General features: G+C 70.9%; 22 protein-coding genes and 3 pseudogenes. 13 read left to right on the top strand and 12 right to left on the bottom strand.

Annotated features, from left to right (window positions below; translation table 11 throughout):
- Window positions 1–221: 221 nt before the first annotated feature.
- Window positions 222–803: a TetR/AcrR family transcriptional regulator gene (locus ACWDAK_RS04390; RefSeq protein WP_344634501.1), complete on the bottom strand. Its 582-nt coding sequence runs from the start codon at window positions 801–803 to the stop codon at window positions 222–224.
- Between the two features lie 130 nt (window positions 804–933).
- On the opposite strand from ACWDAK_RS04390, the gene ACWDAK_RS04395 reads away from it, so the two are divergent.
- Window positions 934–1,881, top strand: a complete 948-nt coding sequence (locus ACWDAK_RS04395) for an SDR family oxidoreductase (protein WP_427393060.1) — start codon at window positions 934–936, stop codon at window positions 1,879–1,881.
- A gap of 403 nt (window positions 1,882–2,284) precedes the next feature.
- Here ACWDAK_RS04395 and ACWDAK_RS04400 read toward each other — a convergent pair whose 3' ends face one another.
- From ACWDAK_RS04400 to ACWDAK_RS04410, 3 genes and pseudogenes are all read right to left on the bottom strand, one after another.
- Window positions 2,285–2,752, bottom strand: coding sequence for a cold-shock protein (locus ACWDAK_RS04400; protein ID WP_427393061.1), 468 nt, complete (start codon window positions 2,750–2,752; stop codon window positions 2,285–2,287).
- Between the two features lie 186 nt (window positions 2,753–2,938).
- Window positions 2,939–3,139 (bottom strand): annotated as a pseudogene (locus ACWDAK_RS04405) (MmyB family transcriptional regulator); the annotation flags it as partial.
- Between the two features lie 57 nt (window positions 3,140–3,196).
- The gene (locus ACWDAK_RS04410) at window positions 3,197–4,903 is read right to left on the bottom strand and encodes a putative Ig domain-containing protein (protein WP_344634498.1); all 1,707 of its coding nucleotides are present in this window, start codon (window positions 4,901–4,903) and stop codon (window positions 3,197–3,199) included.
- Between the two features lie 1,456 nt (window positions 4,904–6,359).
- On the opposite strand from ACWDAK_RS04410, the gene ACWDAK_RS04415 reads away from it, so the two are divergent.
- Window positions 6,360–7,676, top strand: coding sequence for a serpin family protein (locus tag ACWDAK_RS04415; protein ID WP_427393062.1), 1,317 nt, complete (start codon window positions 6,360–6,362; stop codon window positions 7,674–7,676).
- 414 nt (window positions 7,677–8,090) lie between these two features.
- Here the strand turns inward: ACWDAK_RS04415 and ACWDAK_RS04420 are convergent, their stop codons facing one another.
- Window positions 8,091–9,008 (bottom strand): alpha/beta fold hydrolase, encoded by a 918-nt coding sequence (locus ACWDAK_RS04420; protein WP_427393063.1) that lies wholly within the window; start codon window positions 9,006–9,008, stop codon window positions 8,091–8,093.
- Window positions 9,009–9,184: 176 nt separating this feature from the next.
- A pseudogene (locus ACWDAK_RS04425) lies at window positions 9,185–9,477 on the bottom strand (IS5/IS1182 family transposase); the annotation flags it as partial.
- 272 nt (window positions 9,478–9,749) lie between these two features.
- Between ACWDAK_RS04425 and ACWDAK_RS04430 the strand changes: the two are divergent.
- Window positions 9,750–10,130 carry a hypothetical protein gene (locus ACWDAK_RS04430; RefSeq protein WP_344634495.1) on the top strand — a complete coding sequence of 127 codons (381 nt, stop codon included), beginning with the start codon at window positions 9,750–9,752 and terminating at the stop codon, window positions 10,128–10,130.
- Between the two features lie 190 nt (window positions 10,131–10,320).
- Entirely contained in the window at window positions 10,321–10,674 is a 354-nt protein-coding gene (locus ACWDAK_RS04435) for a hypothetical protein (RefSeq protein ID WP_427393064.1), read from the top strand.
- Here the strand turns inward: ACWDAK_RS04435 and ACWDAK_RS04440 are convergent.
- Window positions 10,667–10,915, bottom strand: coding sequence for a hypothetical protein (locus ACWDAK_RS04440; protein ID WP_427393065.1), 249 nt, complete (start codon window positions 10,913–10,915; stop codon window positions 10,667–10,669). The genes ACWDAK_RS04435 and ACWDAK_RS04440 overlap by 8 nt on opposite strands.
- Before the next feature lie 789 nt (window positions 10,916–11,704).
- Here ACWDAK_RS04440 and ACWDAK_RS04445 point away from each other — a divergent pair.
- Window positions 11,705–12,955 (top strand): IS256 family transposase, encoded by a 1,251-nt coding sequence (locus tag ACWDAK_RS04445; protein ID WP_427393066.1) that lies wholly within the window; start codon window positions 11,705–11,707, stop codon window positions 12,953–12,955.
- A gap of 168 nt (window positions 12,956–13,123) precedes the next feature.
- On the opposite strand, the pseudogene ACWDAK_RS04450 reads toward ACWDAK_RS04445, so the two are convergent.
- A pseudogene (locus ACWDAK_RS04450) lies at window positions 13,124–13,324 on the bottom strand (LysR family transcriptional regulator); the annotation flags it as partial.
- A gap of 25 nt (window positions 13,325–13,349) precedes the next feature.
- On the opposite strand from ACWDAK_RS04450, the gene ACWDAK_RS04455 reads away from it, so the two are divergent.
- The gene (locus ACWDAK_RS04455; protein WP_427393067.1) at window positions 13,350–13,715 is read left to right on the top strand and encodes an SDR family NAD(P)-dependent oxidoreductase; all 366 of its coding nucleotides are present in this window, start codon (window positions 13,350–13,352) and stop codon (window positions 13,713–13,715) included.
- Window positions 13,716–13,943: 228 nt separating this feature from the next.
- Here the strand turns inward: ACWDAK_RS04455 and ACWDAK_RS04460 are convergent, their stop codons facing one another.
- Entirely contained in the window at window positions 13,944–14,816 is an 873-nt protein-coding gene (locus tag ACWDAK_RS04460) for a helix-turn-helix domain-containing protein (RefSeq protein ID WP_344634491.1), read from the bottom strand.
- 140 nt (window positions 14,817–14,956) lie between these two features.
- Between ACWDAK_RS04460 and ACWDAK_RS04465 the strand changes: the two genes are divergently transcribed.
- A complete protein-coding gene (locus tag ACWDAK_RS04465; protein WP_427393068.1) occupies window positions 14,957–16,213 on the top strand; it encodes an MFS transporter in 1,257 nt (418 codons plus the stop codon).
- A gap of 98 nt (window positions 16,214–16,311) precedes the next feature.
- Window positions 16,312–17,139, top strand: a complete 828-nt coding sequence (locus ACWDAK_RS04470) for an SDR family NAD(P)-dependent oxidoreductase (protein ID WP_427393069.1) — start codon at window positions 16,312–16,314, stop codon at window positions 17,137–17,139.
- Between the two features lie 146 nt (window positions 17,140–17,285).
- On the opposite strand, the gene ACWDAK_RS04475 is transcribed toward ACWDAK_RS04470, so the two are convergent.
- Window positions 17,286–18,194 (bottom strand): alpha/beta hydrolase, encoded by a 909-nt coding sequence (locus tag ACWDAK_RS04475; protein WP_427393070.1) that lies wholly within the window; start codon window positions 18,192–18,194, stop codon window positions 17,286–17,288.
- A 43-nt stretch (window positions 18,195–18,237) separates the two neighbouring features.
- Between ACWDAK_RS04475 and ACWDAK_RS04480 the strand changes: the two genes are divergently transcribed.
- Window positions 18,238–18,708 (top strand): MarR family winged helix-turn-helix transcriptional regulator, encoded by a 471-nt coding sequence (locus tag ACWDAK_RS04480; protein ID WP_427393071.1) that lies wholly within the window; start codon window positions 18,238–18,240, stop codon window positions 18,706–18,708.
- Between the two features lie 331 nt (window positions 18,709–19,039).
- The gene (locus ACWDAK_RS04485) at window positions 19,040–19,732 is read left to right on the top strand and encodes a hypothetical protein (RefSeq protein ID WP_344634486.1); all 693 of its coding nucleotides are present in this window, start codon (window positions 19,040–19,042) and stop codon (window positions 19,730–19,732) included.
- Window positions 19,733–19,891: 159 nt separating this feature from the next.
- Here the strand turns inward: ACWDAK_RS04485 and ACWDAK_RS04490 are convergent, their stop codons facing one another.
- Complete coding sequence (locus tag ACWDAK_RS04490) at window positions 19,892–20,488, bottom strand: TetR/AcrR family transcriptional regulator (protein WP_427393072.1); 597 nt, start codon at window positions 20,486–20,488, stop codon at window positions 19,892–19,894.
- Window positions 20,489–20,763: 275 nt separating this feature from the next.
- On the opposite strand from ACWDAK_RS04490, the gene ACWDAK_RS04495 reads away from it, so the two are divergent.
- Both ACWDAK_RS04495 and ACWDAK_RS04500 read left to right on the top strand, forming a co-directional pair.
- Window positions 20,764–21,708, top strand: a complete 945-nt coding sequence (locus ACWDAK_RS04495) for an alpha/beta hydrolase family protein (protein ID WP_344634484.1) — start codon at window positions 20,764–20,766, stop codon at window positions 21,706–21,708.
- Window positions 21,709–21,759: 51 nt separating this feature from the next.
- Window positions 21,760–22,704 (top strand): NAD-dependent epimerase/dehydratase family protein, encoded by a 945-nt coding sequence (locus tag ACWDAK_RS04500; RefSeq protein WP_344634483.1) that lies wholly within the window; start codon window positions 21,760–21,762, stop codon window positions 22,702–22,704.
- On the opposite strand, the gene ACWDAK_RS04505 is transcribed toward ACWDAK_RS04500, so the two are convergent.
- Entirely contained in the window at window positions 22,668–22,901 is a 234-nt protein-coding gene (locus ACWDAK_RS04505) for a hypothetical protein (RefSeq protein ID WP_427393073.1), read from the bottom strand. The genes ACWDAK_RS04500 and ACWDAK_RS04505 overlap by 37 nt on opposite strands.
- Window positions 22,902–23,635: 734 nt before the next feature.
- Between ACWDAK_RS04505 and ACWDAK_RS04510 the strand changes: the two genes are divergently transcribed.
- Window positions 23,636–24,544, top strand: coding sequence for an FHA domain-containing protein (locus ACWDAK_RS04510; RefSeq protein ID WP_344634481.1), 909 nt, complete (start codon window positions 23,636–23,638; stop codon window positions 24,542–24,544).
- The last annotated feature ends 23 nt before the right edge of the window (window positions 24,545–24,567 follow it).

Here is a 24,567-nt window from a genome sequence, read left to right on the forward strand (position 1 = left end):
CCCGCCACCTGCCACAACGCCCATTGCTCACCGGTAGAAGCGGCGCCAGGCGCTCCCACTGGGCATCCGTCAGATCACTCCTACACCCCATAGTCGTATCAACGACTCAACTGATCGCCAGGACACTGCCTAGCGGCGTCCCAGGAGCCGAAGAGCCCTTGCCCCCGGAGCGCTCGGATCGGCGGTGCGGAGTTCGAACTCCTCGGGGAGGGGGAAGCCGGTCAGCGCTCTGCGGACGGGCGGCCCGCCGTCACGTCCCTGAGCTCGTCGAGTGACTCCTGGATGAGTTGCGCCAGGCTCCGCCGGCCGGTTTCGTCGAGCCAGCGTTCGAACGCGATCTTGAATACGGCGATCCCCGCCTCGGCGGCCAGACCTGCGGCCGTGTCCGCGACGCCGCGCTGACGCAGTGCGTCGGCGAGTGCCGCGGACAGCGACGCGAGCTTGATCAGTTCCCGTTCTCGGAGCTCCGCGTTCGCGGCGATGACGGTCTGACGCCGCCGAGCGCTGTCACGGCGCTCCTGGAGCACGACGGCGGCGGCCTCGAGGGCCGCGCCCACCGCCTCGATCGGCGCCGCGGAACCAGGTGCCCCGGCGACGGCGCTCACGAAGAGCTCCTGCAGTGCGCCCGCGCCCGCGAACAGGACCTCGCGCTTGTCGGCGTAGTGCCGGAAGAACGTCCGCTCCGTCAGCCCGGCCCGTTTGGCGATCTCCGCCACCGTGGTCTGCTCGTACCCGCGCTCGATGTAGAGCTCCAGTGCCGCCTGTTCGAGCCGGCCGCGCGCGTTTGGCTCCCATCGACCCATGTGCTGAATCCTAGCTGATGACAGCGACTGACATCGGAGCTACGCTGTGAGCGATGACAGTCCCTGACATCGCGACCTGTCGTCGCGCATGCCTGTTGCAGGGATCCAGAACTCACCTGGAGGTCTTCTCATGCGTGTTTTTGTCACCGGAGCGTCCGGCTGGATCGGCTCCGCCGTCGTTCCCGAGCTCATCGGCGCGGGCCATCAGGTTGTCGGACTCGCCCGCTCGGACGCCTCGGCCGCCGCCCTCACCGAGGCCGGGGCCGAGGTGCACCGCGGCACTCTTGACGATCTCGACAGCTTGCGGAGTGCGGCTGCCGCGTCGGATGGTGTGATCCACCTCGCGTTCAAGCACGACATCGCCTTCTCGGGGGACTTCCAGGGCGCTGCCGATGCGGATCGCCGCGCCATCGAGGCGTTCGGAGAGGTGTTCGCGGGATCTGATCGACCGTTCGTCATCGCCTCCGGGATGATCGGGCTCGCACCGGGGCAGGTGGTGACCGAAGCCGACGGGCTCGGTCCCGACTCCGGGGCGGCGGCGTCCCTGATCAGCGGTGCGGAGACTCGAATGGCCAATGCCCGGGCGACGCTCGCCCTCGCTTCCCGCGGCGTCCGCTCGTCCGTCGTGCGGCTCCCCCCGACGGTGCACGGCGAGGGAGATCACGCCTTCATGGCGACCCTGGTCGCGATCGCTCGCGACAAGGGCGTTTCCGGCTACCTCGGTGACGGGTCCAACCGCTGGCCGACGGTGCACCAGACCGATGCCGCGCACCTCTTCCGGCTGGCGCTGGAGACGGCTCCGGCGGGATCGATGCTGCACGCGGTCGCCGACGAGGGCGTGCCGATCCGTGCCGTCGCCGAGGTGATCGGCCGGCAGCTCGACCTCCCGGTGGCCGCCGTCTCCCACGAGGACGCGGGCGAGCACTTCGGCTGGCTGGCCAGCCTCGTCGCGGTGGACAGCCCGGCTTCGAGCGCGCTGACCCGTGAGCTGCTGGGGTGGCGGCCGACCGGTCCCGGGCTCGTCGACGATCTGGAGAAGGGCCACTACTTCTGGGTTGACCGGCCCTCTCGGTGGTAGCCCGAATCACCGTCCGGCAGGACTGGTTGGCTCCGGTGGGTGTGACGCGCCCGTCCAACCGATGCGCCGGGGCGGCTCGTGGGCGTGTGTGAGGCGCCAACTCCTCTGTCTCGTCAGGGAGGCGGAGCGGCGGACCGGGGCAGGCACCCAGGAGCTCCTGGCGTGCGATCCGGCCCAGCGGTCTCCCCCCGTTCGCGGCCGGCGCCCATCCGGAAGAACCGGATGCCAAGGCCGCCGCCGGCCCCGGACTCCACCTGCCGAGAACCGGAGAACTGCGGGAGCTGATCGTCGAGCGGATCGAGTCCGCCTGATACCGGCCGGGGGCCGGCTCGGGCGGACTCGACGCTCATCTGGGTGCGATTCGGACCGGCGAGGGCATCGGCCATCCGGCAGGGGCGATGAGTCAGGCTGCGACCCAGCCGCGTGACTGCGCGGACGCGATGACGGCTTCCCGGATCTGAAGGATCTGGGCGGAGGTCAGTGTCGGCACTTCCTTGAGGAGGAGTTCGGTCAGCTGCTGCCGGAAGTCGGCGGTCGGCAGCGCATCGCTCGCGCCGCAGCTCGCGTCTGCGCTCACGCCGCCGTTCGCGAGGTCGCCCGAGCGGAGCAGTCGCCGCTGTGGTGCCGGCCTCGCTGCCGAGCCGTCAGATCCGGCGGAGTCGAGCAGCCGGACCTGAGACGCGACCGGGCCGCGATCGCCGTCCTGGAGTTCGAACTCGACCCGCACGCCGGAACGGAACAGGTACTTCTCCTCCGTCAGGTCGTTCGCGTGCATGAAGACGTCCTCACCACCCAAGTCGGATGCGATGAAACCGTACCCGCGGACGTCGTCGAACCTCAGAACCCTGCCGGAAACCAACACGAACCACACACCCCAACACAACTCGGACCGTCGACGAAGACGCCACCTTGATCGGCGTCCGGGGCAGCGTATCTCCCTCCTTCCGCAGGGTCTCCAGGTTTCCCGGAACCGATCCTTCGTGGCCGAGTCCCATGGGTGCGCCCGCGCTGACGGGTGACGGCCAGCCGGTGGTGCGGTGAACTGCCGTCTGGAGCGTCAGACCGCGATGGCGTGGACGCCGGGGCGGGCAAGGGAGTTGGCCCGGCCGGCCACCAGCGTGCGCAGGGCCTGTCCGGCCGCGGCGTTGGTAGGGGTGAGCGCGATCAGGCGCTGATCCGAACCGCCCGGGGCGGCGAGCACGTCGTAGCAGACGGTCAGCCCACCGACCGACGCGTGCCGGATGCGCTTGCTGCCGTGGGCGGTCCGATCGCGAACGCCGGTTGCCCTCCGGCGCGGAGGGCAACCGGCGCTCGGTCACGACACGTTGACCGCGGTGTCGTCGAGGACGAAGGAGGTCTGCTTGGTGTAGTCTTCGGCGCCGCTGAACTTGAGGGTCACCGTCTGGCCGGCGTAGGCGGCCAGGTCGAAGCTGTGCTGCTGGTAGCCGGCGGCCGCGTTGACGTTGGAGTAGGTCGCCAGGGTGGTGCCGTTCGCGGTCACCGTCAGCTTGTCGTACGCGGCGGTGCCGGGCTCGGCGGTGTCAACGTGCAGCCAGAAGCTGAAGTTGTAGCTGGTGCAGCCGGCCGGCAGGGTCACAGTCTGGGCGAGCGTGTCGGTGTTGGTGCTGCCGTATCCGTCCAGCCAGGCGTCGTACGTACCGGAGCGCGGCGGCTCGCTGGAGCTGCTGTTGATGGTGCCGCTGCCGCCGGTGCTGGTCTCCGTCCAGCCGGCCGTCGAACCGGCCTCGAAGCCCGGGTTGGTGAGCAGCTGGGCCGCGGTGCAGCCGCTGCCGCCGGAGGGCTGAACGGTCCAGGTGAAGGTGGTGGAGGACGACGGACCGGTGGAGTCGGTCGCGGTGGCCGTCACGGAGTAGGTCCCGGCGGTGGTCGGGGTGCCGCTGATCAGCCCGGTCGAGGAGTTGAGGCTCAGGCCGGAGGGGAGGCCGGACGCGGTGTAGCTCAGGCTGCCCCCGGCGGTGTCGGTGGCGGAGAGCTGGAGGCTGGTGGCGGTGCCGGCGGTGGCCGTCCGGGCACCGGGGTTGATGAGGCTGACGCTGCCGGTCGTGGTGCCGCCGCTGCCCGAGGCGAGCCAGGCGCTGGCGTTCAGGGCGAGCGCGGCGTCGGTGCCGGCCGGGTCGTTCCAGCCGTCGTAGAGGGTGTTCCCGGCCGTGCCGGTGCCGTCGTCGATGGGCGAGCTGTCACCCCAGATGGCGACCCGGCCCTTGCCGAAGGTGCTGGTCGCGAAGGCGGCGCCGGTGGTGCCGGAGTAGCCGGTGCGGTAGACGATGCCCTTGACCGAGGGGTTGTCGGCCGGCTTGAGGGTGAAGGTGGTGCCGTTGCGGATGATGCTGCCGGTGACGGTGCCGAAGGGCCCGTGCAGGACGGGGTCGGTGGCGTCGTTGATCGCGGTCGGGTTGTCGGTCTGGATGTTGAGCAGGTCGACCGAGAGCCCGAACGGGTCGTTGCTGTCGACCGAGTTGGTGGTCATCAGGTCGTTGATGATCGCCGGGGAGTCCCAGCCGTCGTTGTTGCGGTCGCTGACGGTGTGGTCGGAGATCAGGAAGAGACCGCCGCCGTTCTGGACGAACTTCATCACCGCGGTCTTCTCCGCGTCGCTCAGCCGGATGTTCGGCTCGGGCAGGACGAACTCGTCGAAGTTGGCGAGGTCCAGCGCGCCACCGGTGCCGTAGGTGATGGTGGAACCGCTCGGCAGGGTCTTCAGGCTGTACTGGCCGGTCTTCTGGAGGGCCACGCCCCAGCTGGAGATGGCCCCCGTCCAGTCGGTCTCGGACTGCGGGTTGGCGTTCTGCCCGAGCGGGTCCGGCTGGCTGGTGCTGATGATCCAGTCCGCGTTGCCGGCGGTCTCCGCCTTGCTGTTGTCGAACAGGATCCGGTGCTGCGTGGTCGCTGCGGCCGGCGTCGCCGCCGCAGCGCGGTGGGGTGTGGCGGTCGCGCCCGCGATCGCTGCCAGAGCGGCGGCGGTCAGGGCGAGCGGGCGGGTGGCGCATCTCGATCTGAGCATGAGTCAGACTCCTCGTGCTGTGGGGTGACAGAGGACGGTGCTACGCGCGTAGGCGCGCCGGACACCGTTCCATGATGGGGTAATCAGAGCTTGAACGGAGTACGTCGGATCGGTGTAACTGCTGCTCCGCCGCGCCTCCTTCGACTCCTTCGGTCGGTCGCTAGAGCGCCCGGACGTGTCCTGAGCAGCCCGTCCAGGGGGCAGCGGGAGTTCGAAACGTCCTTGCGCTTGGAACGACCGCCAGATTTGCCGAAAATGACGGTGCGTCCGGTGCGAGGTTTTCGGGCGCGCCGTCTGCCGTCTGCCTACCTGCCGTCGGGGTGCGCCGGCTACCGGCTGTACTGATCGGAGGTTGACGGGCCGCAGTGCGGTCGGCAGCGGCCGCGTTTCCCGGACGGCTTCACCGTGATGCCGCGAGGTCGAACGTCGCCGTCGTCTGGCACAACAACCAAGACTCCCCGATCACTTGCTCGCGGATCGCCCATGACCACTGATCACATCGGGAGGAATCGTCCAGGTCCGACCGTGCTGGGAGACGGTCATGGGCGCGGTTCACCGTCTGGCACGGGCGGTGAACACCGGGAGGTAGCCACATCCTGAGCATGGACGCGGCGAGCCCCTCCGGGGCGTTCGGAGTCTTCGAGGGGGCTGGCTTCGTGCCGAAGACGCGGTACGTGCGCTGGGCGCTTGGGGCCTGACTGGTAGTAAGTAGCGGCGCGCCGACAGCAGATGACGGCGTTTCCACCGCACAGTGACCTGCACCTGAACAAGGCGGTCGTGCGGGAGGAGGCGGACGTACGACCGGGCCCTGCAGTGACCGGAGCCGGCCGCCAGCAGGGCGCGCGGCGCGCGGACCGGTCCAGGACTCGGCGGGGCGAACCTGTCCCCGAACCGCTCCCTCCGAATCCGGTACCACCGGCACCCGATTCGGACCCGGCCCCGCCGCCGACCCCGGAGCCGCGATGCGCCCACGGCCGGCGCACGTACGGATTGCGTCCAGAAGCCGGCGGAAGTCGCTGGACGATGCGCTGCGCGTGCTGGCGAACCGCGCCGGCCTGCCGTAGACGGTGCGGGACAAGGGGCGGCCCCTCCTCTCACCCGTGAGCGGAGGGGCCGTTACTGACCTCGGCACTTCAAGGTGATGGGTTTTGCCGGACTGGAGCGATGGGCCATGGCGTGGACGGGTGGTGCTGTCCGAGCCGCGCAGCTCGCCCGCGTGGTGACGCCAGGTCGCCGTCAACGAAGGCGGCCCTGCTGCCGTCCGGGTTCCAGGTGAGGTCACGGACACGACGGATGGAGCTTTCCCGCAGGGCGTCCTGGAACGGTGCGGTGGCTGTCACGGGCTCGCAACAGGGCGTCGCGCCGGCGGGCGGGGCTGTCAACGGGCGGGCGGCCGTGGCGGTGACCGGAACCGGAGAGCGGGGAACCGTCGCCGCCCCCGTCACGTCGAAGGGCCATGACGAACCGCAGTTCCGGAAACCGCCGCGGCGCGGCCCTGCTCCTCAGCGCCACGCTCGCCGCTCCGCTGCTCACCGGCTGCGGTGGCAGCGGCGCCGCCCCCGTGGTGGTCCGGGCCTCCGCGCCCGCCACCTTGACTCCGGTCGACCCCGCACAGGTCACCGCGGTCTCCTCCGCCACCAGCGCCTTCGGCCTGGACCTCCTGCACGCCCTCGCCGGTACGCCCGACGGCGCGAGCCGCAACCTCGTCCTCTCCCCGTCAGGCCTGGCCGCCGCGCTCGCCATGGTGCTGCCCGGCGCCCGCGGTGCCACCGCCGACGAACTCGCCAAGGCCCTGCACACCGGCCTCACCCCGCAGCAGTACGCGCTGGCCGCCGGCGCACTGGACCGCCGCATCCCGCCCACCGACGGGCTCACCCTGCGCCAGGCCGACGACCTCTGGGCCCAGCAGGGCTTCCCGCTCGCCCAGGCGTACCTCGCCACCCTCGCCGCCGCCTTCGACACCGGCGTGCACACCACCGACTTCAAGAAGGACCCGGACGGCTCCCGCAGGAAGGTCAATCAGGCTGTGGAGAAGGCCACCGACGGCCGGATCAAGGACCTCTTCAACGAGAAGCAGATCACCAAGGACACCCGGCTGGCGCTCACCGACGCCCTCTACCTCAAGGCGAAGTGGGCCTCCCCGTTCAAGCACGCGCACACCTCGGACCAGCCGTTCCACCGCCTCGACGGCTCCACCCCCGCGGTCAGCACGATGAGGCAGAACAGCACCTTCCGCTACGCCGAAGGCTCCGGCGGCATCCTCGGCGAGCCCTGGCAAGCCGTTGAACTCCCGTACACGGATGGCGGGTTGGCGATGGATCTGATCGTGCCAGCGCAGGGCGGCTTCGCCGCCTTCAGTAAGGCGCTGGACCAGGCCCAGCTCGACCGGATCCTCGGCGGGCTCGGCGACCGGCAAATCGACCTCACCCTGCCGAAGTTCCACTTCGACACGTCCAACGACCTCGTCCCCGCTCTCCACGTGCTCGGCGTCCATGCGGCCTTCGACAACCGCGCCGACTTCACCGGCCTCCTCGGGCCCGGGACGTCCGAGCGGCTCAAGGTCGGCGCTGTGGTGCAGAAGGCCACCATCCAGGTGGACGAGGACGGCACGGTGGCCGCGGCCGGCAGCGGCGTCGTCATGGTGCCGGGCGCCGGGGCCCCGACGAAGGCCGTCCAACTCCGCATCGACCGGCCGTTCCTGTTCCTGATCCGGGACACCACCTCAGGCCGGTCGGTCTTCCTCGGCCAGGTCACCGACCCGCAGGCGAGGTGACCGGGCTCGCTCACCGGGCCTGGGGCGGGAAGCCGGTCCGGGGTGCGCCGCCGCCTGCGCCGGGTGACGCGGGGCAATCCGCTGTGGCTGCGCGAGCTGCCGTGGACCCTGGCCGGCAACGGCGTCGAGCCTGTTGCATGGGCAACGCCGCCCCGGCGGGCTCAGGAGTTCGGCGTGAGCCTGTAACGGACGGTCTGGGCCTGGATCAGGCCGTCACGGAAGACGAACGTGTCCACGCCGTGCTCGGCCCGGCTCGCCCGAGGAGTGCACCATGGCTGACCTCCGGTCGGCTGCCGGCCGGAGGCACCGGGTATGCCGGGTGCATCTCGTCCTTCTTCGCCCTGCCTGGCGTCAAGGCACCGAACGACACCTTCGGCTCGGCGCTGCTCTCCTGACCCACCGTCCGAGCACCGGCTAGAGGGGCAGCTCCAGAATCGCCGCGGCGAACGCCGCCGGGGCCTCCTGCGGCACGTTGTGGCCCACCCCGGGCAGGGTGCGCACCTCGCACGAACCGGTGAAGTGCTCGGTGCCGGTCTGGTCGGCGGCCGGGATCACGCCGTTCTCCTCGCCCACCAGCACCACGGTTGGAACGGTCACCGGCGGCAGCTCGGCCAACCGGTCCTCCAGGGCCTGGTAGCGCGGATCACCCGCCACCAGGCCGTAGCGGTGCCGGTAGGAGTGGATCGCCACGTCCACGAAGTCCGGGTTGTGCAGGCTGGGCGCGGAGGCGGCGAAGGCCTGCTCGGCCTCCGGCCAGGTCGGCGACCACAGCCGCCAGAGCAGCTTGCACAGCTCCTCGCGGTTTTGTTCCAGACCTCTGCGGCCGCGCTCCGAGTGGAAGTAGTGCTGGTACCAATATCTGTGCTCCGCCTCCGGTGCGGCGGGCTCCATCGCGCGGGCGATGTCCTGGACGGTGTAGCCGCCCGCCGTGACCAGGCCGTGAATCCGCTCCGGCCACAGCGCCGCCGCTGCGCAGGCCGCGCGCCCGCCCCAGTCGTAGCCGGCGACCACGGCCCGCCGGATCCCCAGCGCGTCCATGAACTCGACCAAATCCTGCGCGAGCGCGGCCTGCTGGCCGCTGCGCGGGGTGTCCTCGGCCAGGAACCTGGTCGGCCCGTAACCGCGCAGGTACGGCGTCAGCACCTGCCGGCCGGCGCCGGCGAGCAGCCGCGCCACCTCGTCGTAGGCCCGGACGTCGTAGGGAAAGCCGTGCAGCAGGATCACCGGGGTGTCGGCCTTCCGGCGGCGCCCGCCAGTCCGGCGGTAGGCGATCTCCAGAACCGGTGTCGCCACCCGGTGCAGCTCGTGCGGCACATGGGAACTTGCAGTCATCCGGTCATGCTCGCACGTCCGGTCCGGGCACCGGCATCAGCCGGTCCAGTTCGTTGTCGGGGATGAAGCGCGGGACCTTGATCGGTGACTTTGGTGACTTCGGTGAGTCGCCGGGACAGATGAGGCTGTGGCCCGGGACGCCGTCCTACTGCCAGGCGGCGGTGTCCCGGGTCGGCGGCCTGGGCGTTGTAGGCCTGGATGTAGGAGCCGTCGTTGTTCTTCATGATCCGCGAGTGGGGTCGGTGAAGTTGGCCTGGGCCTTGGGCTTCGGCTGTGCCGTCCTGGCGGCTTTCTCGCCCGCGTCGGCGACGGCCTGCTCGTCGCTGGTGCCCGCGCGCTGCTGGCGGCGGCGGTCCTTGTCCTCGGCGTGTGTGCGGGCCTTGTCGGCGGCTTCGGTCCCGATCTCGGCGCGGGTGGCCCGCAGCCTGGCGAGGCGCTTCTCGTGGCGGTCCGGCTCGGCGGGCAGGTGTATGAGCCGGAGGCGAACTCCGTGACGGGGCCGACGCCGTCGGGGTACGCGAGGTGCCACTGTTGGTTGCTCCCCCAGTGGCAGTCCCACTGCAGCCCTCGTCGCCGATGACAGCGGCGGACCGGGCCAGGGGGCGTCCGACGACGTCCTGGAGCGTCCGGGAGCGTCCGGGACGGTGCTCGACCAGTTGTTTCGCGTTCCGCCGGTTGCTGAGGTTCGGGGTGTGCCCCGGTGCCGACTCCGGGGCGGAACCGACTCACTGGAGGAGTTCCATGCGATTCACCAAGACCAGGAAGCGCGCCGCGGCTGCCGTGATCGCCGCGGTGGCGGTGGCCGGGATCGGGATAGGGACCGCGAGCTCGGCCCAGGCCGCCGAGGGCAGCTGGGCGTTCGGTACCGGTGGCTGTGCGGCGGTGGAGGACATCACCCTCGGGGGCGACTACCACGACTACATGGAGATCATCCCGACCCAGAACCCCGGCCACTGCCTGTTCGGTGTCTTCAACCGGAACACCTGGAGCTGGGAGGGCAGCGGCGCGAGCGGCAGCTCCAACGCGCAAGGGTGGTTCTACGACGGTCCGGGCCAGAGCCTGGAAGCGTGCCTGATCGACACGGCCAACAACAACACCTGGGCATGCGGCCCGATCAACTGAGCAAGGTGCGGTGAGTGAGGCGGGCGCGGGCCCTCGCGGGTCCGCTCCCGCCGCTCGACTGCCGCGAGGGCATGACGCGAACCCAACCATCCGGCTCTGCCCGGACGATGACGCCATCGAAGTACGCCCGAGACTCGATCCCCACCCCGGCGTCGAGTCCGGGTCCGGACCTCGTCACTGGAGGAGTACCGTGCGATTCACCACAACTGCCGGACGCGCAGTGGCCGTCGCGCTCGCAGCAGCCACGCTCGGCTCGGGCGCCACATCCTCGGCCCAGGCTGCAACGACAGGCGGCACGACGATCACCAACGGCAGCTGCTCAGTGCTGGCGGAATACATGAACGGCTACCTGGCCATCCGGCCGCTCGCCGACAACGGCGGTTGCTCCTTCGGCGTCTTCGACTCAACCGGCGGGAGCTGGCTCGAAGGACCGGCGCCCCTCGGCTCCCAGTGGCTCTCGATCTACCCGGGCCCCGGCAAGAAGCTGTCCGGCTGCCTGTTCGCGGCCATGACCGCTACCCCGGTGTGCGATCCACTCAACTGAGCACGGCCCGGCACCGCCACGGCGGGAGCAACTCCGGTCGACCCGCTAAGTGGATGCGGCCGAGGTCGTACCGCTCACCGGTGTGCGGGAGGTACTCGATCGCGGCCCGGTAGTGCTGGAGAGCGCTCGCCGGAGCGTCCAAGGCCAGCAGGGCGTCGCCGAGCAGAGTGTGCGACCTCGGCCTGGCCGAAGGTGTCGCCGAGGCCCTGGAGCAGCCCCAGCGCCTCCTGGTACAGGTCACGCGCCTGGGGAAAGCCGCCGAGCTGGTACTGGACCGGCCCGAGACGCCGTAGCGCGGCTGCCTCACGCCGGACTCTGAACGGTGGTCACCCTGCGGGAGTGACGACGGCAGGAGCGGCCCGGCGCCCCGGACGCGTACCCCCGTCGGCGACTCCCAGCCTGCAACCCTGGCGGGTCCCTGACAGCAGAGCGTCCATAGAACGCCAAGCAAACGCCATGGAGCGCTCAGTTGGTGTTGGCCAGGATGGTCCCCGGCACACGCCGGATCGGCCGATCGAGCCGATCCCTCAGAGGGGGACACATGACCGGGCAACACGGGGATCCAGACCGGCTATCGCAGCAGGTTTCAGCCACGATGCCCGATTCGGGCGAAACGGCCACACCGCAGGAGTTCGTTCGCCGGCTCCAGGCGTTCAAGGCATGGTCGGGCAGCCCGTCGCTGCGCGAACTCGAGCGCCGCACCGGCCTTCCACGCAGCACTCTCTCGGGAGACCTGAGCCATCAGCGGAGTCGTCTCCCGCCCCTGGAACGGGTGCTGGCGCTGGTCACTGCCTTCGGCGCGTCCGCCGAGGAACTCGCACGCTGGCAGTCGGCCTGGCAGCGCATCCAGATGCGGCAGCAGTCGGCCGAACCGCCGGTGCCGGTTTCGCGCCCCGCCATCGAGCCGCCGAGCAATGCTCAGGACTTGTGGATCGGTGCGGGGAGGGACGCGGAGGGCGTACCTTCCCGAGTGATCCGTGATGGTCTCCGAGTAGGCCCGCGTTGCAGCGCGGCTCGGGAAGGTGCGCCCGTGCTCGGCGTAGTCACCGATGACGGCTCCGCCCAGTCCGGTCACCTGATCGACGAGATCGTCCGCGAGGGCGCCCGCCGGATGCTGGCTGCCGCGCTGGAGGCGGAAGTCAATCAGTACATAGCCGAGTTGGCGGCCGAGACCGACGAGCATGGACGGCGTCTGGTGGTCCGCAACGGTCACCACCGGCCCCGTACGGTGGTCACCGCGGCCGGCCCGGTCGAGGTCACCGCGCCCCGCGTGAACGACCGCCGCGCCGACGACGAGACCGGCGAGCGCAAGCGGTTCTCCGCCAAGATCCTCGCGCCGTGGTGCCGCAAGTCGCCGAGGATCTCGGAGGTCCTGCCGCTGCTCTACCTGCACGGACTGTCGTCAGGGGACTTCGTTCCCGCACTGGAGCAGTTCCTCGGCGGCACGGCCGGCCTGTCGCCCGCGATCGTCACCCGGCTGACGAAGCAGTGGAGCGACGACCACGCCGGCTTCCAGGAGCGGGATCTGTCCGACCGCGACTTCGTCTACGTATGGGCCGACGGGGTCCACCCCAAGGTCCGGCTCGGCCCGGCGCACTCGTGCGTCCTGGTCCTGCTCGGCGTCCGCCTGGACGGCACCAAGGAACTGATCGCCCTGGCCGAGGGGTTGCGGGAGTCCACCGAGTCCTGGGCCGACCTGCTGCGCGACTGCCGCCGACGCGGCATGCGAGACCCCGAACTCGTCATCGGCGACGGCGCGATGGGCCTGTGGAAGGCACTCGCCGAGGTCTTCCCGGCCGCCCGCCATCAGCGTTGCTGGGTTCACAAGGCCCGGAACGTCGCGAACTGCCTGCCGAAGTCCGCACAACCGGGCGCGACGAAGGCGATTCAGGAGATCTACAACGCGGAGGACCGCGCGAACGCCGAGAAGGCGATCGATGCGTTCGCCCGCACCTACGGTGCCAAGTGGCCCAAGGCCGTCGCGAAGATCACCGACGACCAGGAGGAACTGCTGGCGTTCTACGGTTTCCCGGCCGATCACTGGGTTCACCTGCGGACCACGAATCCGATCGAGTCGACGTTCTCCACGGTCAAGCTCCGCACCAAGGTCACCCGCGGGGCCGGTGACCCGGCCGCGGTCCTCACGATGGTGTTCAAGCTCGTCGAATCCGCCCAGGCGCGATGGCGTGCGATCACCGGCGCCCGCCTGATGCCTCTTGTCCGTGCGGGAGCCCGGTTCGAGAACGGCGTCCTGGTCGAGCGCACCGAGGTGGCCGCGTGAAGGACGTGTTCGCTGCACTGGAAGCCCTGACCGACCGCGATCCGGGCCGCCGGTCGACTCCTCGACGGTAGGCAGGCCGCCATATGCATGGCAACGCCGAAGCGGCCCGGCGCCGGGACGGGCTTCCTCCCTGCTGGAAGGCGCGGCCTTCCAGACTTGGTCAGCGCCTCAGCGCCGGTAGGGGTCCCCGGCGGGCAGCCACGCCTGCGGGCCGTGCAGGCCGAGGTCCCCGACACCGTCGAGCGCGTCGACCACCGCGAGCACCGCCGGGCGCACCTCGTCGGCACGCCGGACCAGCGACCACGTCCAGTGGACCTCCGGTGCCACCACCGGGCGCCGGACCAGGTCCGGCGGCAGTGGAGCGGTCTGGGGGGGCCTGGTCAACGTGGCGAGCATGGCCGCCTACCAGCCCAACCCACGGATGGCGCTCTACGGCGCGACCAAGGCGTTCGTGCTGAGCCTCACGGAAGCGCTGTGGGAGGAGTCGCGCGGCACCGGGCTGCGGGTGCTGGCGCTGTCCCCGGGCGCGACCCGGACCGAGTTCTTCGAGGTCGTCGGCACCGACCGGGCCGCCGGGGGCACGAGGCTCGCCGCGCCCGCCGACGTGGTTCGTACCGCGCTGGCCGCGCTGGACCGCAGGAACCCGCCGCCGAGCGTCATCGCCGGGCGCATGAACCGTGTCATGGCCTTCCTCGCCCGCCTGGCTCCCCGGCGGCAGGTCATCAGGGCCGTCGGCCGCATGACCGCCGTGGAGGCATGACGAGTGGCGGGGGAGGGGCTGTCGGGGGCCGGATCTGATGCCTGGGAGTCGATCGGGGACCGGTGGGTGAGCTCGTCCTGTCCGGCCGTGCGGGGCGGTCGATCGGCTGGCAGGAGTCGCCCGTCGGGTGTGTCAGCCTGCGTGATGAACGAGGAACAAGAACGAGATCATCGGACGAGCGTGGCCAGCACGGCGGTACCGAGGAAGGGGGGCAGCAGAAGGACGCCCCTACACCTGGAGTTTCCCCTTGGTGTTGGACACGGTTCGGGTCGGCCGACTGGGGCGGGGGTCGTCGGCGAGGGTGCGCAGCAGGACGAGGGCGTCGGCGCTTGGGGTGCCGGGCTCGGCGGAGTAGACCAGCAACCGCTGGCCGGGGGCGCTGGTGACGGTGAACGACTCGTAGTGCAGGTACATCTCGCCGACCCGCGGGTGCCACAGCGGCTTGTCGTCGCTGGTGCAGGGCCGTACGTCGTACCGGGCCCACAGGTCGGCGAAGGCCGGGCTGCGCAGGGAGAGTTCGCCGATGACCTGGGCGATGCGCGGGTCGTCGGGGAAGGGAGCGGCCTGCGCGCGCAGGTTGCTGACCATGCTGCGGGCGGCGCGGTCCCAGTCCCGGTAGAACCGGCGGCCGGCGGGGTCGAGGAACAGCATCCGCAGCTGGTTGTCCGTCCGGGCGAAGCCGCTGTAGAGCTGCCGGGCGGCGTGGTTGGCGGCCAGGATGTCCAGCGCGGGGCCGACGATGACGGCCGGCAGGTCGAGGAAGTGGTCCATCAGCCGCCGCAGTTCGGGGCCGACGGTGGCCACCGGGCCGGCGGCGGTTCGCGGCGCGGGCTGGGCCAGCCGGAACAGGTGCGCGGCGCCGTCGTCGTCGAGCTGCAGGGCGCGGGCGACGGTGCCGAGCACCTGCTCCGACGGGTTGCGCTCGCGGCCCTGTTCGAGCCGGGTGTAGTAGTCGGTGCTGACTCCGGCGAGCAGCGCGACCTCCTCCCGGCGCAGGCCCTTGACCCGGCGCGAGGTGTGTGACACCAGGCCCGCCCGCTCCGGTGAGACCAGGTCGCGACGGGCGCGAAGGAAGTTGCCGAGCTCGTTTGCCCTCGTCATACCGGCAACGGTACCGCCGGGCGGGTCGGCGAGCCTGGGTGTGCTGCACCCTCTCCCAGCGGGGGTGCAGCACGCCCTTCTTCGCCCGCCGCCGCCTTCCTAGCGTTGTCCCCGGAACGACGTCCGGAAGGTGAACAGACATGAGTCAGCTGGTGGGTGTGCCCGAGTCGGCCGCACCGCAGCGGATGAATCCCGCACTGACCCTGGTGCTGGCGGTGGCCTGCGGGCTGACCGTGGCCAATCTCTACTACGCGCAGCCGTTGCTCGACCTCGTCGCCCGCTCCTTCGGCGTCGGCCAGGGCGCGGCAACGACCGTGGTGACGCTGACCCAGGCCGGGTACGCCCTGGGCCTGCTGTTCGTCCTGCCGCTCGGCGACCTCGTCGAGAACCGCAGACTCGCGACGCGGACGCTGCTCGTGACGGCGACCGCCCTGCTGCTCGCCGCGGCGAGCCCGGTGTTCGGGATGTTCCTCGCAGTCTCGGTGCTGGTGGGGACCACGTCCGTGGTCGCGCAGGTCCTCGTGCCGATGGCGGCCCACCTGGCTCCGCCCGAGCAGCGCGGCAAGGCCGTCGGCCGGGTCATGAGCGGTCTGCTGACCGGCATCCTGCTCGCGCGGACGGTGGCGAGCCTGGTCGCCGACCTGCTCGGCTGGCGCGCGATCTACGTGATCTCCGCAGTCCTGATGCTCGCCCTCGCCGTCGTCCTGCGCCGGATGCTGCCGCGGCGGGCACCTGGCCACACGGCTGGCTACTTCACGCTGATGGCCAGCCTGGGAGGGCTGGTGCGGCGCGAGCCGGTGCTGCGTCGCCGTGCGGTGTGCCAAGCGACGATGTTCGGCGCTTTCACTACGTTCTGGACGGCCATCGCCTACGAGCTCATCGACGAGCACCACTTCGGCCAGGTCCAGATCGCCCTGTTCGCACTGGTCGGTGCCGGAGGTGCGGCCGCCGCGCCGGTCGCCGGCCGGATCGCCGACCGTGGGCGCGGCCGCTCCGCCAGCGGCGCCGCGCTGCTGCTAGCCTCGTCCGCCTTCGTGCTCGCCGCCGTCGGCCACGGCAGCGTGCCGCTGCTCGCCCTTGCCGCCGTCCTGCTGGACTTCGCCGTGCAGTGCCACCAGGTGCTGAGCCAGGCCGAGATCTACGCCCTGCGCGGCGATGCCCGGGCCCGCATCAACACCGTCTTCATGACCTCCGTCTTCGTCGGCGGTGCCACTTCATCCGCGGTCGCCGGTGTGCTGCACACCGCCCACGGCTGGACCGGTGTCTGTGTCTTCGGGACGGCGCTGCCGCTGGCCGGTCTGCTGGTGTGGGCCTACGGCCAGTGGACGACTCCCACCCAGGCGCCGGCGGACGCCGTACGGGCGGCCGAGACCACGCGCACCGCGGACGTCGCCTGACAGGCCGGCCGGCCCTGCCCACCGCCGCCACCCATCCGTACCGCCGGACACCGGCACAGTCCTGCCCGGGCCGGCACACCATCCGTACTGGAGCGCACATGAGCAAGACCTGGTTCATCACCGGTGCCGCACGAGGCTTCGGGCGCGAGTGGGCGACCGCCGCCCTCGAACGCGGCGACCAGGTGGCCGCCACAGCCCGTGACACCGCCGCCCTCGCCGACCTCGTCACGGCGTACGGCGCCTTGGTCCTCCCGCAGCGGCTCGACGTCACCGACCGCGCCGCCGCCTTCGCGGCCGTGCGGGCGGCCCGCGAGTACTTCGGCCGGCTCGACGTCGTCGTCAACAACGCCGGCTACGGGCAGTTCGGCATGATCGAGGAGATCAGCGAACAGGAGGCACGCGACCAGCTGGACACCAACCTGTTCGGCGCGCTCTGGGTGACGCAGGCAGCACTGCCCATCCTGCGCGAGCAGCGCTCGGGCCACATCCTGCAGGTCAGCTCCATCAGCGGCGTCTGCGCCTTCCCCAACACCGGTATGTACGCGGCCTCGAAATGGGCCCTGGAAGGCCTCAGTCAGTCGCTGGCCCAGGAGGTCGAACCGTTCGGCATCAAGGTCACGCTGATCGAACCCGCCGCGTACGCCACCGACTTCGGCGGCCCGTCCGTGCACACCGCGACGCCCCACCCGGCATACGCCGATCTCCTGACACACGTTCAGCAGGCCAGGCGGCGGCGCCACGGAAAGCTCGGTGACCCGGCGGCCACCCGGGCCGCCGTGCTCCGACTCGTCGACGCGGCCGAGCCGCCGCTGCGGGTGTTCCTCGGCGACGGACCACTCGCCACCGCCGCCGCCGAGTACCGGGCACGACTGGAGACCTGGCGCATCTGGGAGCCGCTCTCGATCGAAGCCCACGGCAAGAGCTGAGAACCCATCGGCCCCTAGGGGTCGAGCAGAGACAGGCGCGGCAAACGCGCTGGTGATCCTTGGCCGAAGGAGGCCAAGGATCACCAGCCGTGAAGCAGCGGGCCGATTCGCCGCAGTCCCGCGTCTTCAGGCTGCACCGACCCGCGTCATCGCGCTGTCGGGGGCGCAAGCTGCTGGGTGAGGAAGAGGGCGGCGCGGTCCAGTGCCTGGTCGGCCTCGTCGAGGACCCCGGCAAAGGCTTGAAACACGTGTGGGACGTCGGCGGTGATGTCGAGGATCACGTCGACTCCGGCTGCGCGGGCGCGGGCGGCCATGCGGGTGGAGTCGTCCAGAAGCACCTCGTTGGTGCCCGCCTGGAGGAGCATCGGCGGGAAGCCGGAAGCGTCGGCGAGGACGGCAGGGCTGAGCAGGTACTGGTGCGGATCCTGTCCCGCGAGGTACATGGCGCCGGTGTGGGCCAGGCTGTCGCGGGTGAAGATCGGGTCGATGCCCTCCTTGGTGTCCATGCTCTCGCCCGTGCGGGTGGCGTCGAGGCTGGGGGAGAAGGCAACGATCGCGGCGGGAAGCGGCAGGCCGGCGTCGCGGGCGGCGAGGCAGGTGGTGACGGTGAGGCCGCCGCCGGCGGAGTCCCCGGCGAACGCGATCGCTGCGGGGTCTTCGCCGCTGTCCAGGAGCGCGCGGTAGGCGCTGAGCGCATCGTCGATCGCGGCCGGGAACGGGTGCTCCGGGGCGAGTCGGTAGTCCACCGACAAGGACCTGAACCCGGTCCTGGCCACCAGGTTGCCCGTCAGCGACAGCGCGGTCTGCGGTGAGCCGAAGACGTAGGCGCCGCCGTGGAAGTACAGGATCGTGCCACTGCGCGGGCCGTCGACCGGTTCGACGAGCACCGCCGGCCGGTCGCCGAGTGCCGTCTCCGTGGTGCGGATGTCGTCCGGGATGATCATCTGGGCCATCATCGCCCTGAACCCGGCCCGGATCGCCTCGACCGGCTGCGGGCCCTCGGGTCGCGGCTGCCGCAGGATCGTGTCGACCTTCGCGCGCTGTTCCCTGCTCATGGTTCTGCCCCCGTCGAAAGTAGCTTCCACTACACTATATGCCGTGGCATCTAAATCTCGCGACGTCGACCTCCAAGCCTTCTTCTCCGACCTCGTGCGGTGCGAGACGCGGCTGTACAACGCCCTCAACGACCGTCTTCGCACCCGGCACGGGATCGCCACCTCACAGTTCGAGTTCCTGCGCTACCTCCGTGACCACCCCGCTGCCCGAGTGGCGGACCTGGCCGCCGAGTTCGCCATCGGCATCGGGGCGACCAGCAAGGGAGTCGACCGCCTGGAGAAGCAGGGATGGGTCGCCCGGCAACCGAACCCGTCGGACCGCCGGTCGTCACTGCTGGCCCTGACCGACGCCGGCCGGCAACTGGCGGACGAGGCTGAAGACACCGTCACCGAACGACTGACCGAGCTGATCACGGACCAGCTCACGCCAGCCCTCATCTCCGCCGCCGGCCAGGTCCTCGCAGAACTGCGCTCGGTCCTCGAACGCGACCAGATCGGCATGCCCACAGGTTGAGGGGTGATCTCAACCCGAACTCAGCCAGCGAATCCCGGCGTGGCTGCGGCGCCGAGGAACACTTTTACGCCGACCAGAGTATGAGGACGGGGGTCACGAGGTCGTCGCGAACGCGTTCACTACCGCAGGTCACATGCCCGCCCGCTCCTCCGCACCCCGCAGCCGCCGCGAACGCCCCGCGAAGCCGGCCCTCGGCTACTCCGGGCTCGGCGGCGGTGGTGGTGGCCGAAGGGGGTGGCCGAAGGGGGTGGCGGAACCCGTGGGGCGGGGAGGCCTCGCAGGGTGGCGCTGCGCCGGCTGGCTGTCGGCGGCCGATGCCAGACTCCTGGCCATGGCACCCGATCTCGAAGGACCCGTTCCCGTGCTGACGCGGCTGTGGCGCTGCACGCCCGGGCTCCAGTTCCCCGACGGTGTGGTGGTCTACGGCCCGCAGGACCTTCCCGAACGCAACGAGACCTACGAGGTGGGCGAGTACCAGCCGGACTGGGTGCTCATAGGCGACGACAGCGGTGGGCGCGGCCTGTTCATGCGGCGGGCCGGCGGGGATCGTCCGTCCGTGTACAGCCTCGGCCTCGGCGACGGCGACCGCGACATCGACCGTCCTGGCGTCGGCGAGTGGGTGACCGACGACCTGCTGGGGTGGCTGACCGAGCGGCTGGTCCGCCAGCGGTACGTCACCGTGTCAGCCGCGGACCAGGAGCTGACCGTGGGCTTCGACGGTGCCGACCTGCAGGCCGTCGCCGAACTGCTGCCGCGTGCCCGCGAAGTGCTGGCGGACTTCGCCGCCCTCCGCCAGGCCGGCGCCGAGTTCCTCTGGGGCTGGGGGGCGGAGGGCGGTGAGCCCGAGGAGGAGAAGACCCACTTCCTGGAGGCGGTGACAGCCACCGCTCTGGTGGCCGAGCGGGCAGGGGGGTTCACGGTGAACTTCGAGGACAGCAGTGGCACGTACTGCCAGGAGGGCTACTGGTACGCCGTCCGGTTCCGCGGCGATCGGACACCTTTCGCCGTCACTCGGGAGGCGTGACCGCATTCGCCGTGCAGGGGGCGCCCGTTGAGAGTGGCGGCCGGCCGGGAGCCGAGAACAAGTCCTGCGAACCGATCCCAGGTCCGAGGACCTTCCCGGCCGCCGAGTGATCTCGCTCGGACGGAGGACCGTTGTGCGAGGCTCCGTCATTTGCGGGCGTCAGGTTCGGTGCGGCTGGCGCAGTCCCGTGAGGAGGAGTGCGATCAGTCGGCGTGCGTCGTAGCGGGGGTCGCTGTCGGTGCCGATGCAGAGGTTTCCGATGCCGCGCATGAGGTGGTAGGCGTCGAGGCCGGGGCGGATCTCGCCGGCGGCGGCTGCGGCGTCGAGGAGCTGGGTGCACACCGGCACGAGGCGGTCGAGGAAGTAGGCGTGCAGCGCCTCGAAGCCGGTGCTGTCCGCCTGCATCGCGGCGGCCAGGCCGTGTTTGGTGACGAGGAAGTCGACGAAGAGGTCGATCCAGCGTTCGAGGGCGGCGAAGGGTGTCGGGCCGGCCGTCAGCAGGGCCGGGCACGCTTCGGCGCAGGTGTCGACCTGGTGGCGGTAGACGGCGATGACGAGGTCGGCCCGCGTGGGGAAGTGGCGGTAGAACGTGCCCAGCCCGACGCCGGCCTTGGCGGCGATCTCGCGTACCGGGGCGTCCACGCCCGAGGTGACGAAGACTGCGGCGGCGGCGTCCAGCAGGGTCTGCTGATTGCGGCGGGCGTCCTTGCGCTTGGAGGCGGCCGAACTGCCCTGGCGCGGACTGCTCTCGTTCACCGGGGCACTCCTTCGACGACTGGTCTTGTAAAGCGGAACAGTGTTCCGTATCGTATGTGGAACAAGGTTCCGTTTCATTCATGATGCCAGACCCGGGGGACCGGCCGCCAGGCCGTCGCCTCCGCGCCCCGCCGGAGAGCTGGAAGAACACCCGGGCATGGATGCCGCGCGTGACAAGCACGCTGCCCGCTCCCCTCCCGGCCGGCCCCGCGGCACCGCCAACCGCAGAACCCCACCAGCCGAAGCATCGAAGACACCGATCGGAAGGCCCTCTCATGTCTGACTCCAGCACCGTGAACGCGCAGAATCCCGCGGGCGGCCCCACCTCGGTGGTGTCCGTGAAGCCGGTCGTCCTGCCCGCTTCGGGTGGCCGCGGCGAGGACCTCCAGGTCCGCGTGTCCGCCCCCGCGACCGGCCGCGATCTGCCCGTCGTCGTCTTCTCGCACGGCTTCGGCTGGTCGATGAACGGCTACGCCCCGCTGGCCGACCACTGGGCCGCCCACGGCTTCGTGGTCGTCCAGCCGACCCACCTGGACTCCCGGACGCTCGCCATCCCCGCCGAGGACCCCCGCACCCCGCGGATCTGGCGCTACCGCATCGAGGACATCACGCGCGTACTGGACGAACTCCACGTCCTGGAGGCGGCCGTCCCCGGCCTCGCCGGCCGCATCGACCCGAGCCGCATCGCGGTGGCCGGCCACTCCTGGGGAGCCCAGAGCGTGAGCGCCCTGCTGGGCGCACGCGTCCTCGACGCCGACGGCGCACCCGGCGAGGACATGTCCGACCCCCGCGTCAAAGCAGGGGTGCTACTGGCGCTGACCGGCCTGGGCGATGACCTGACCCCGTTCGCCGCCGAGCACTTCCCCTTCATGAAGCCCTCGTTCGACACCATGACCACCCCGGCCCTCATCGTCGCCGGCGACAACGACCAGTCCCACCTGTCCACCCGCGGACCGGACTGGTTCACCGACCCCTACACCTACAGCCCCGGCTGCAAGAGCCTGCTCACGCTGTTCGGGGCCGAGCACTCGCTCGGCGGCATCCCCGGCCACGAGGTCGCCGAGACCACCGACGAGAACCCGGCGCGCGTGGCCCTGATCCAGCAGCTCACCACGGCCTTCCTGCGCAGCGCCCTCCAGGGCGACGACGCCGGCTGGAAGGCGGCGGCCGCCTCGCTGGCGCAGGACCTCGAGCCGCTCGGGACCCTGCGGAGCAAGTGAAGAACCGCCCCCACCGCCAACGACCGATACGGACATGCGTAAGGACTCGAGATGATCCTCGTCACCGGAGGCTGCGGCTTCATCGGATCCCACACCGTGCGCGCCCTGCTCAACCTGGGTGAAGACTGCGTCGTGGTCCAGCGCCGCGCCAGTGAACTCCCGCCCGTACTCGACGGAACACGGGTGATGGTCGAGCAGGCGGACACCACCGACCGCGACGCCCTCCTCGCCGTCGGCCGCCGCCACGACATCACCGGCATCGTCCACCTGGCCGGCTCCTACCCCTGGCCGCCCGTCCCCGACGCGCCCGTCGAGGCGACCCGGCAGGCGCTCGGCGGGCTGCTGAACGTCGCGGAGGCGGCACAGGAGTGGGGCGTACGGCGCCTCGGCATCGCCAGCACGATCGGCGTCTACCTCGGCGCCGCCGGCGACGGACCGCTGCGCGAGGACGCCCCGCTGTCGATGACCGCACCCGGCTCCATCCCCACCTTCAAGAAGGTCGGCGAAATGCTGAGCGGGTTCCTCGCCGACACCACGGGCCTCGACATCGTCAACTACCGCATCTCCGGCACCTGGGGGCCGCTCGGCCACCCCGACCCGTTCTTCGCCGCGCCCGCCCTCATCCACTCCGCCGCGCGCGGCGCCGCCCCGGACCTGTCCCACCTCGTCCACCCGGCGTTCGCCGAGGACGGGCTCGACCTGACCTACGTGAAGGACACCGGGCGGGCGATCGCCCTCCTCCAACTCGCGGACAAGCTGAACTACCGCACCTACAACGTCGGTTCCGGCCGGGCCACCACCAACGCCCAGATCAGCCAAGCGATCAAGAATTCGGTCCCCGACGCCCAGGTCGACCTCCCCACCGGAGGCGCCACGCCGCACCTCGTCCTCGACATCAGCCGCCTGAAGGAAGACACCGGCTACCACCCCGAGTACGACACCGAACGAGCCGCCGCCGACTACATCACCTGGCTGCGCGCCGGCAACGACAACTGAAGTGTCGCCAGCCGGAGCACTTCGGCCGCGTCGACGTCCTGGTCGACCATGCCGGCCAGGGGCTGCACGTGCCCTGGGAGCAGGTGGACCCAGACGGCTCGCGGCGGGCGGCCGGTGAGTCGCCGGACGGCGGCGGTGTCGGCCAGGGCGACGCCGGCGTGCTCGTGCCAGTTCCGGCCGCCGACCTGCTCACCCACGCGAGCGCCACCCTGGCCCAACTGACCCCCGCCGACCTGCTCGCCCTCGCCCGCACCGCGATTCTCCGGGCAGGGTGGGTTGCGTCCGCCGGACCACCGCGGCAGGCTGGCGCAGCCGCGCGGAGCAGTGGTTCGTGGTGGCGGCCGTGCCGCGTGGAGGGGGCTACCTGTGGCCAGCATGAGGACTTCGGTGCCGGTTCGGGCGGCGGTGGGTCCGCGGCCGTCGGACACGCATGGGGATGGGGGGAAGGTGTCGCATCCGGTAGTGCAGCCCGATGGCCGTGTGCGGAAAGTCTTCACGTGACCAGAGCTCGACCCGCTACGATCCCACTCGATGCGTGGAGCCGTGCGCTATAAGGGAGTTGGGGGTAGGCCATGGCGGAGAAGCGAACGTCCGGCGGCATGGAGCTCCGTGCGGGTGAGGCCCGTGGCCTACGGCCTTCGGCGAGGAAGGGCGGCGGCCAGTGACTCCGGGCACGGGATCGCCTGGCGCCGTCGTTGACGTCTCCAATGTGTGCTGGTCCGAGCACCTGCCCCCGCTCGGACGCCACTTCCCGCTGTTGAGGCGGCTGTTCCTGGTTCTCGACGCATGGCGGGAGCAGTACGGCGCGGGTGCCCCGCTGGGGTTGGTCGCGGACGACTCGTTGCTGAGATCCCTCCTGCCGGAGGACAGTCGCCGGCTTCGGCAGCTGCAGCGGGAGGCCGGGGCAAAAGGTGCGCGTGAGGTGCGGTTCGTGCCCCATGCGGATCCTGAGTTCCTGCGGCTGGCGCGGGAGCGGGGCTGGTACGTGGTCAGTGCGGACCAGTTCGTCGACCTGCGGCGCTCTGAACCATGGATCGAACAGCAGCCGGAGCGCTTCCTCTCCTGGAGCACCGACGTCGGCAGCAAGGCCGGCCACGCCCGGGTGCGGCTGCGCCCGAGTGGTATCCAGGCGGTACCCGCGCACAAGGTGTCCCAGGCGATCGAGTACAAGGAACTCAAGCACGTGCAGCGCCTCGACCCCAAGAACCGCGAGCACGTGCGCATCCTGCGGAGCCACTGGCGGTGCACGGCGCGCGGCTGTGACAAAGCGATGAGGTGGCCGGACAGGCTGCTGGACTGGCCCTCCGTCAGCCGCAGCGGTCGTGCCGTCTGTGACTGCGGCGCGTTGTTGGAGGAGTTGGGGCCCCGCGGCGTCACCCGGATGTTCGTCGTCTCGGACGCGATGGCCGCGGATCTGCCGGGCGGGTTGTCGGCCGGCGAGTTCATGCGCTTCCCGGTCAGTCTGGGCGATGCGGTGCAACTCGGTCGCGGCACGCTGAGCCACGGCATCAACCTGGGGGCGGATGAGTTGCGTCCCCCGCTCGGCGTGAAGCGGGTGAGCCGGACTCATCTGACCGTCTCGTTGGAGGACTCGTCGGGCAATCCGCAGGTTTACGCGGTGGACCTCGGTTCGGGGAACGGCACGGTGCTGCTGCGCGGTGGCTCCACTGTCGAGCGGCGGCTCGAACCGGGCGAGCGGGTGGCGTTCGGTGAGAAGGACCGGCTGGTTCTCGGGGGCACGGTGACGCTGCGCATCTCCGGACAGCGGCACTTCACGGGGGAGCAGGCGTCCCTGCCGGAGCTGGGCGGCAGCGGAGGCGGCAGCACGTTGCTCAGCTGACGCCTCCGAGGTACGGCACTGCT

This window comes from Kitasatospora sp. NPDC001175, from assembly GCF_053598215.1.

Bases quoted from the DNA above. Each gene is read 5' to 3' on its own strand.
- ACWDAK_RS04390 (WP_344634501.1), bottom strand. From the start codon at position 803: ATGGGTCGATGGGAGCCAAACGCGCGCGGCCGGCTCGAACAGGCGGCA.
- ACWDAK_RS04395 (WP_427393060.1), top strand. From the start codon at position 934: ATGCGTGTTTTTGTCACCGGAGCGTCCGGCTGGATCGGCTCCGCCGTC.
- ACWDAK_RS04410 (WP_344634498.1), bottom strand. From the start codon at position 4,903: ATGCTCAGATCGAGATGCGCCACCCGCCCGCTCGCCCTGACCGCCGCC.
- ACWDAK_RS04415 (WP_427393062.1), top strand. From the start codon at position 6,360: ATGACGAACCGCAGTTCCGGAAACCGCCGCGGCGCGGCCCTGCTCCTC.
- ACWDAK_RS04420 (WP_427393063.1), bottom strand. From the start codon at position 9,008: ATGACTGCAAGTTCCCATGTGCCGCACGAGCTGCACCGGGTGGCGACA.
- ACWDAK_RS04430 (WP_344634495.1), top strand. From the start codon at position 9,750: ATGCGATTCACCAAGACCAGGAAGCGCGCCGCGGCTGCCGTGATCGCC.
- ACWDAK_RS04455 (WP_427393067.1), top strand. From the start codon at position 13,350: ATGGCCGCCTACCAGCCCAACCCACGGATGGCGCTCTACGGCGCGACC.
- ACWDAK_RS04460 (WP_344634491.1), bottom strand. From the start codon at position 14,816: ATGACGAGGGCAAACGAGCTCGGCAACTTCCTTCGCGCCCGTCGCGAC.
- ACWDAK_RS04465 (WP_427393068.1), top strand. From the start codon at position 14,957: ATGAGTCAGCTGGTGGGTGTGCCCGAGTCGGCCGCACCGCAGCGGATG.
- ACWDAK_RS04470 (WP_427393069.1), top strand. From the start codon at position 16,312: ATGAGCAAGACCTGGTTCATCACCGGTGCCGCACGAGGCTTCGGGCGC.
- ACWDAK_RS04475 (WP_427393070.1), bottom strand. From the start codon at position 18,194: ATGAGCAGGGAACAGCGCGCGAAGGTCGACACGATCCTGCGGCAGCCG.
- ACWDAK_RS04485 (WP_344634486.1), top strand. From the start codon at position 19,040: ATGGCACCCGATCTCGAAGGACCCGTTCCCGTGCTGACGCGGCTGTGG.
- ACWDAK_RS04495 (WP_344634484.1), top strand. From the start codon at position 20,764: ATGTCTGACTCCAGCACCGTGAACGCGCAGAATCCCGCGGGCGGCCCC.
- ACWDAK_RS04500 (WP_344634483.1), top strand. From the start codon at position 21,760: ATGATCCTCGTCACCGGAGGCTGCGGCTTCATCGGATCCCACACCGTG.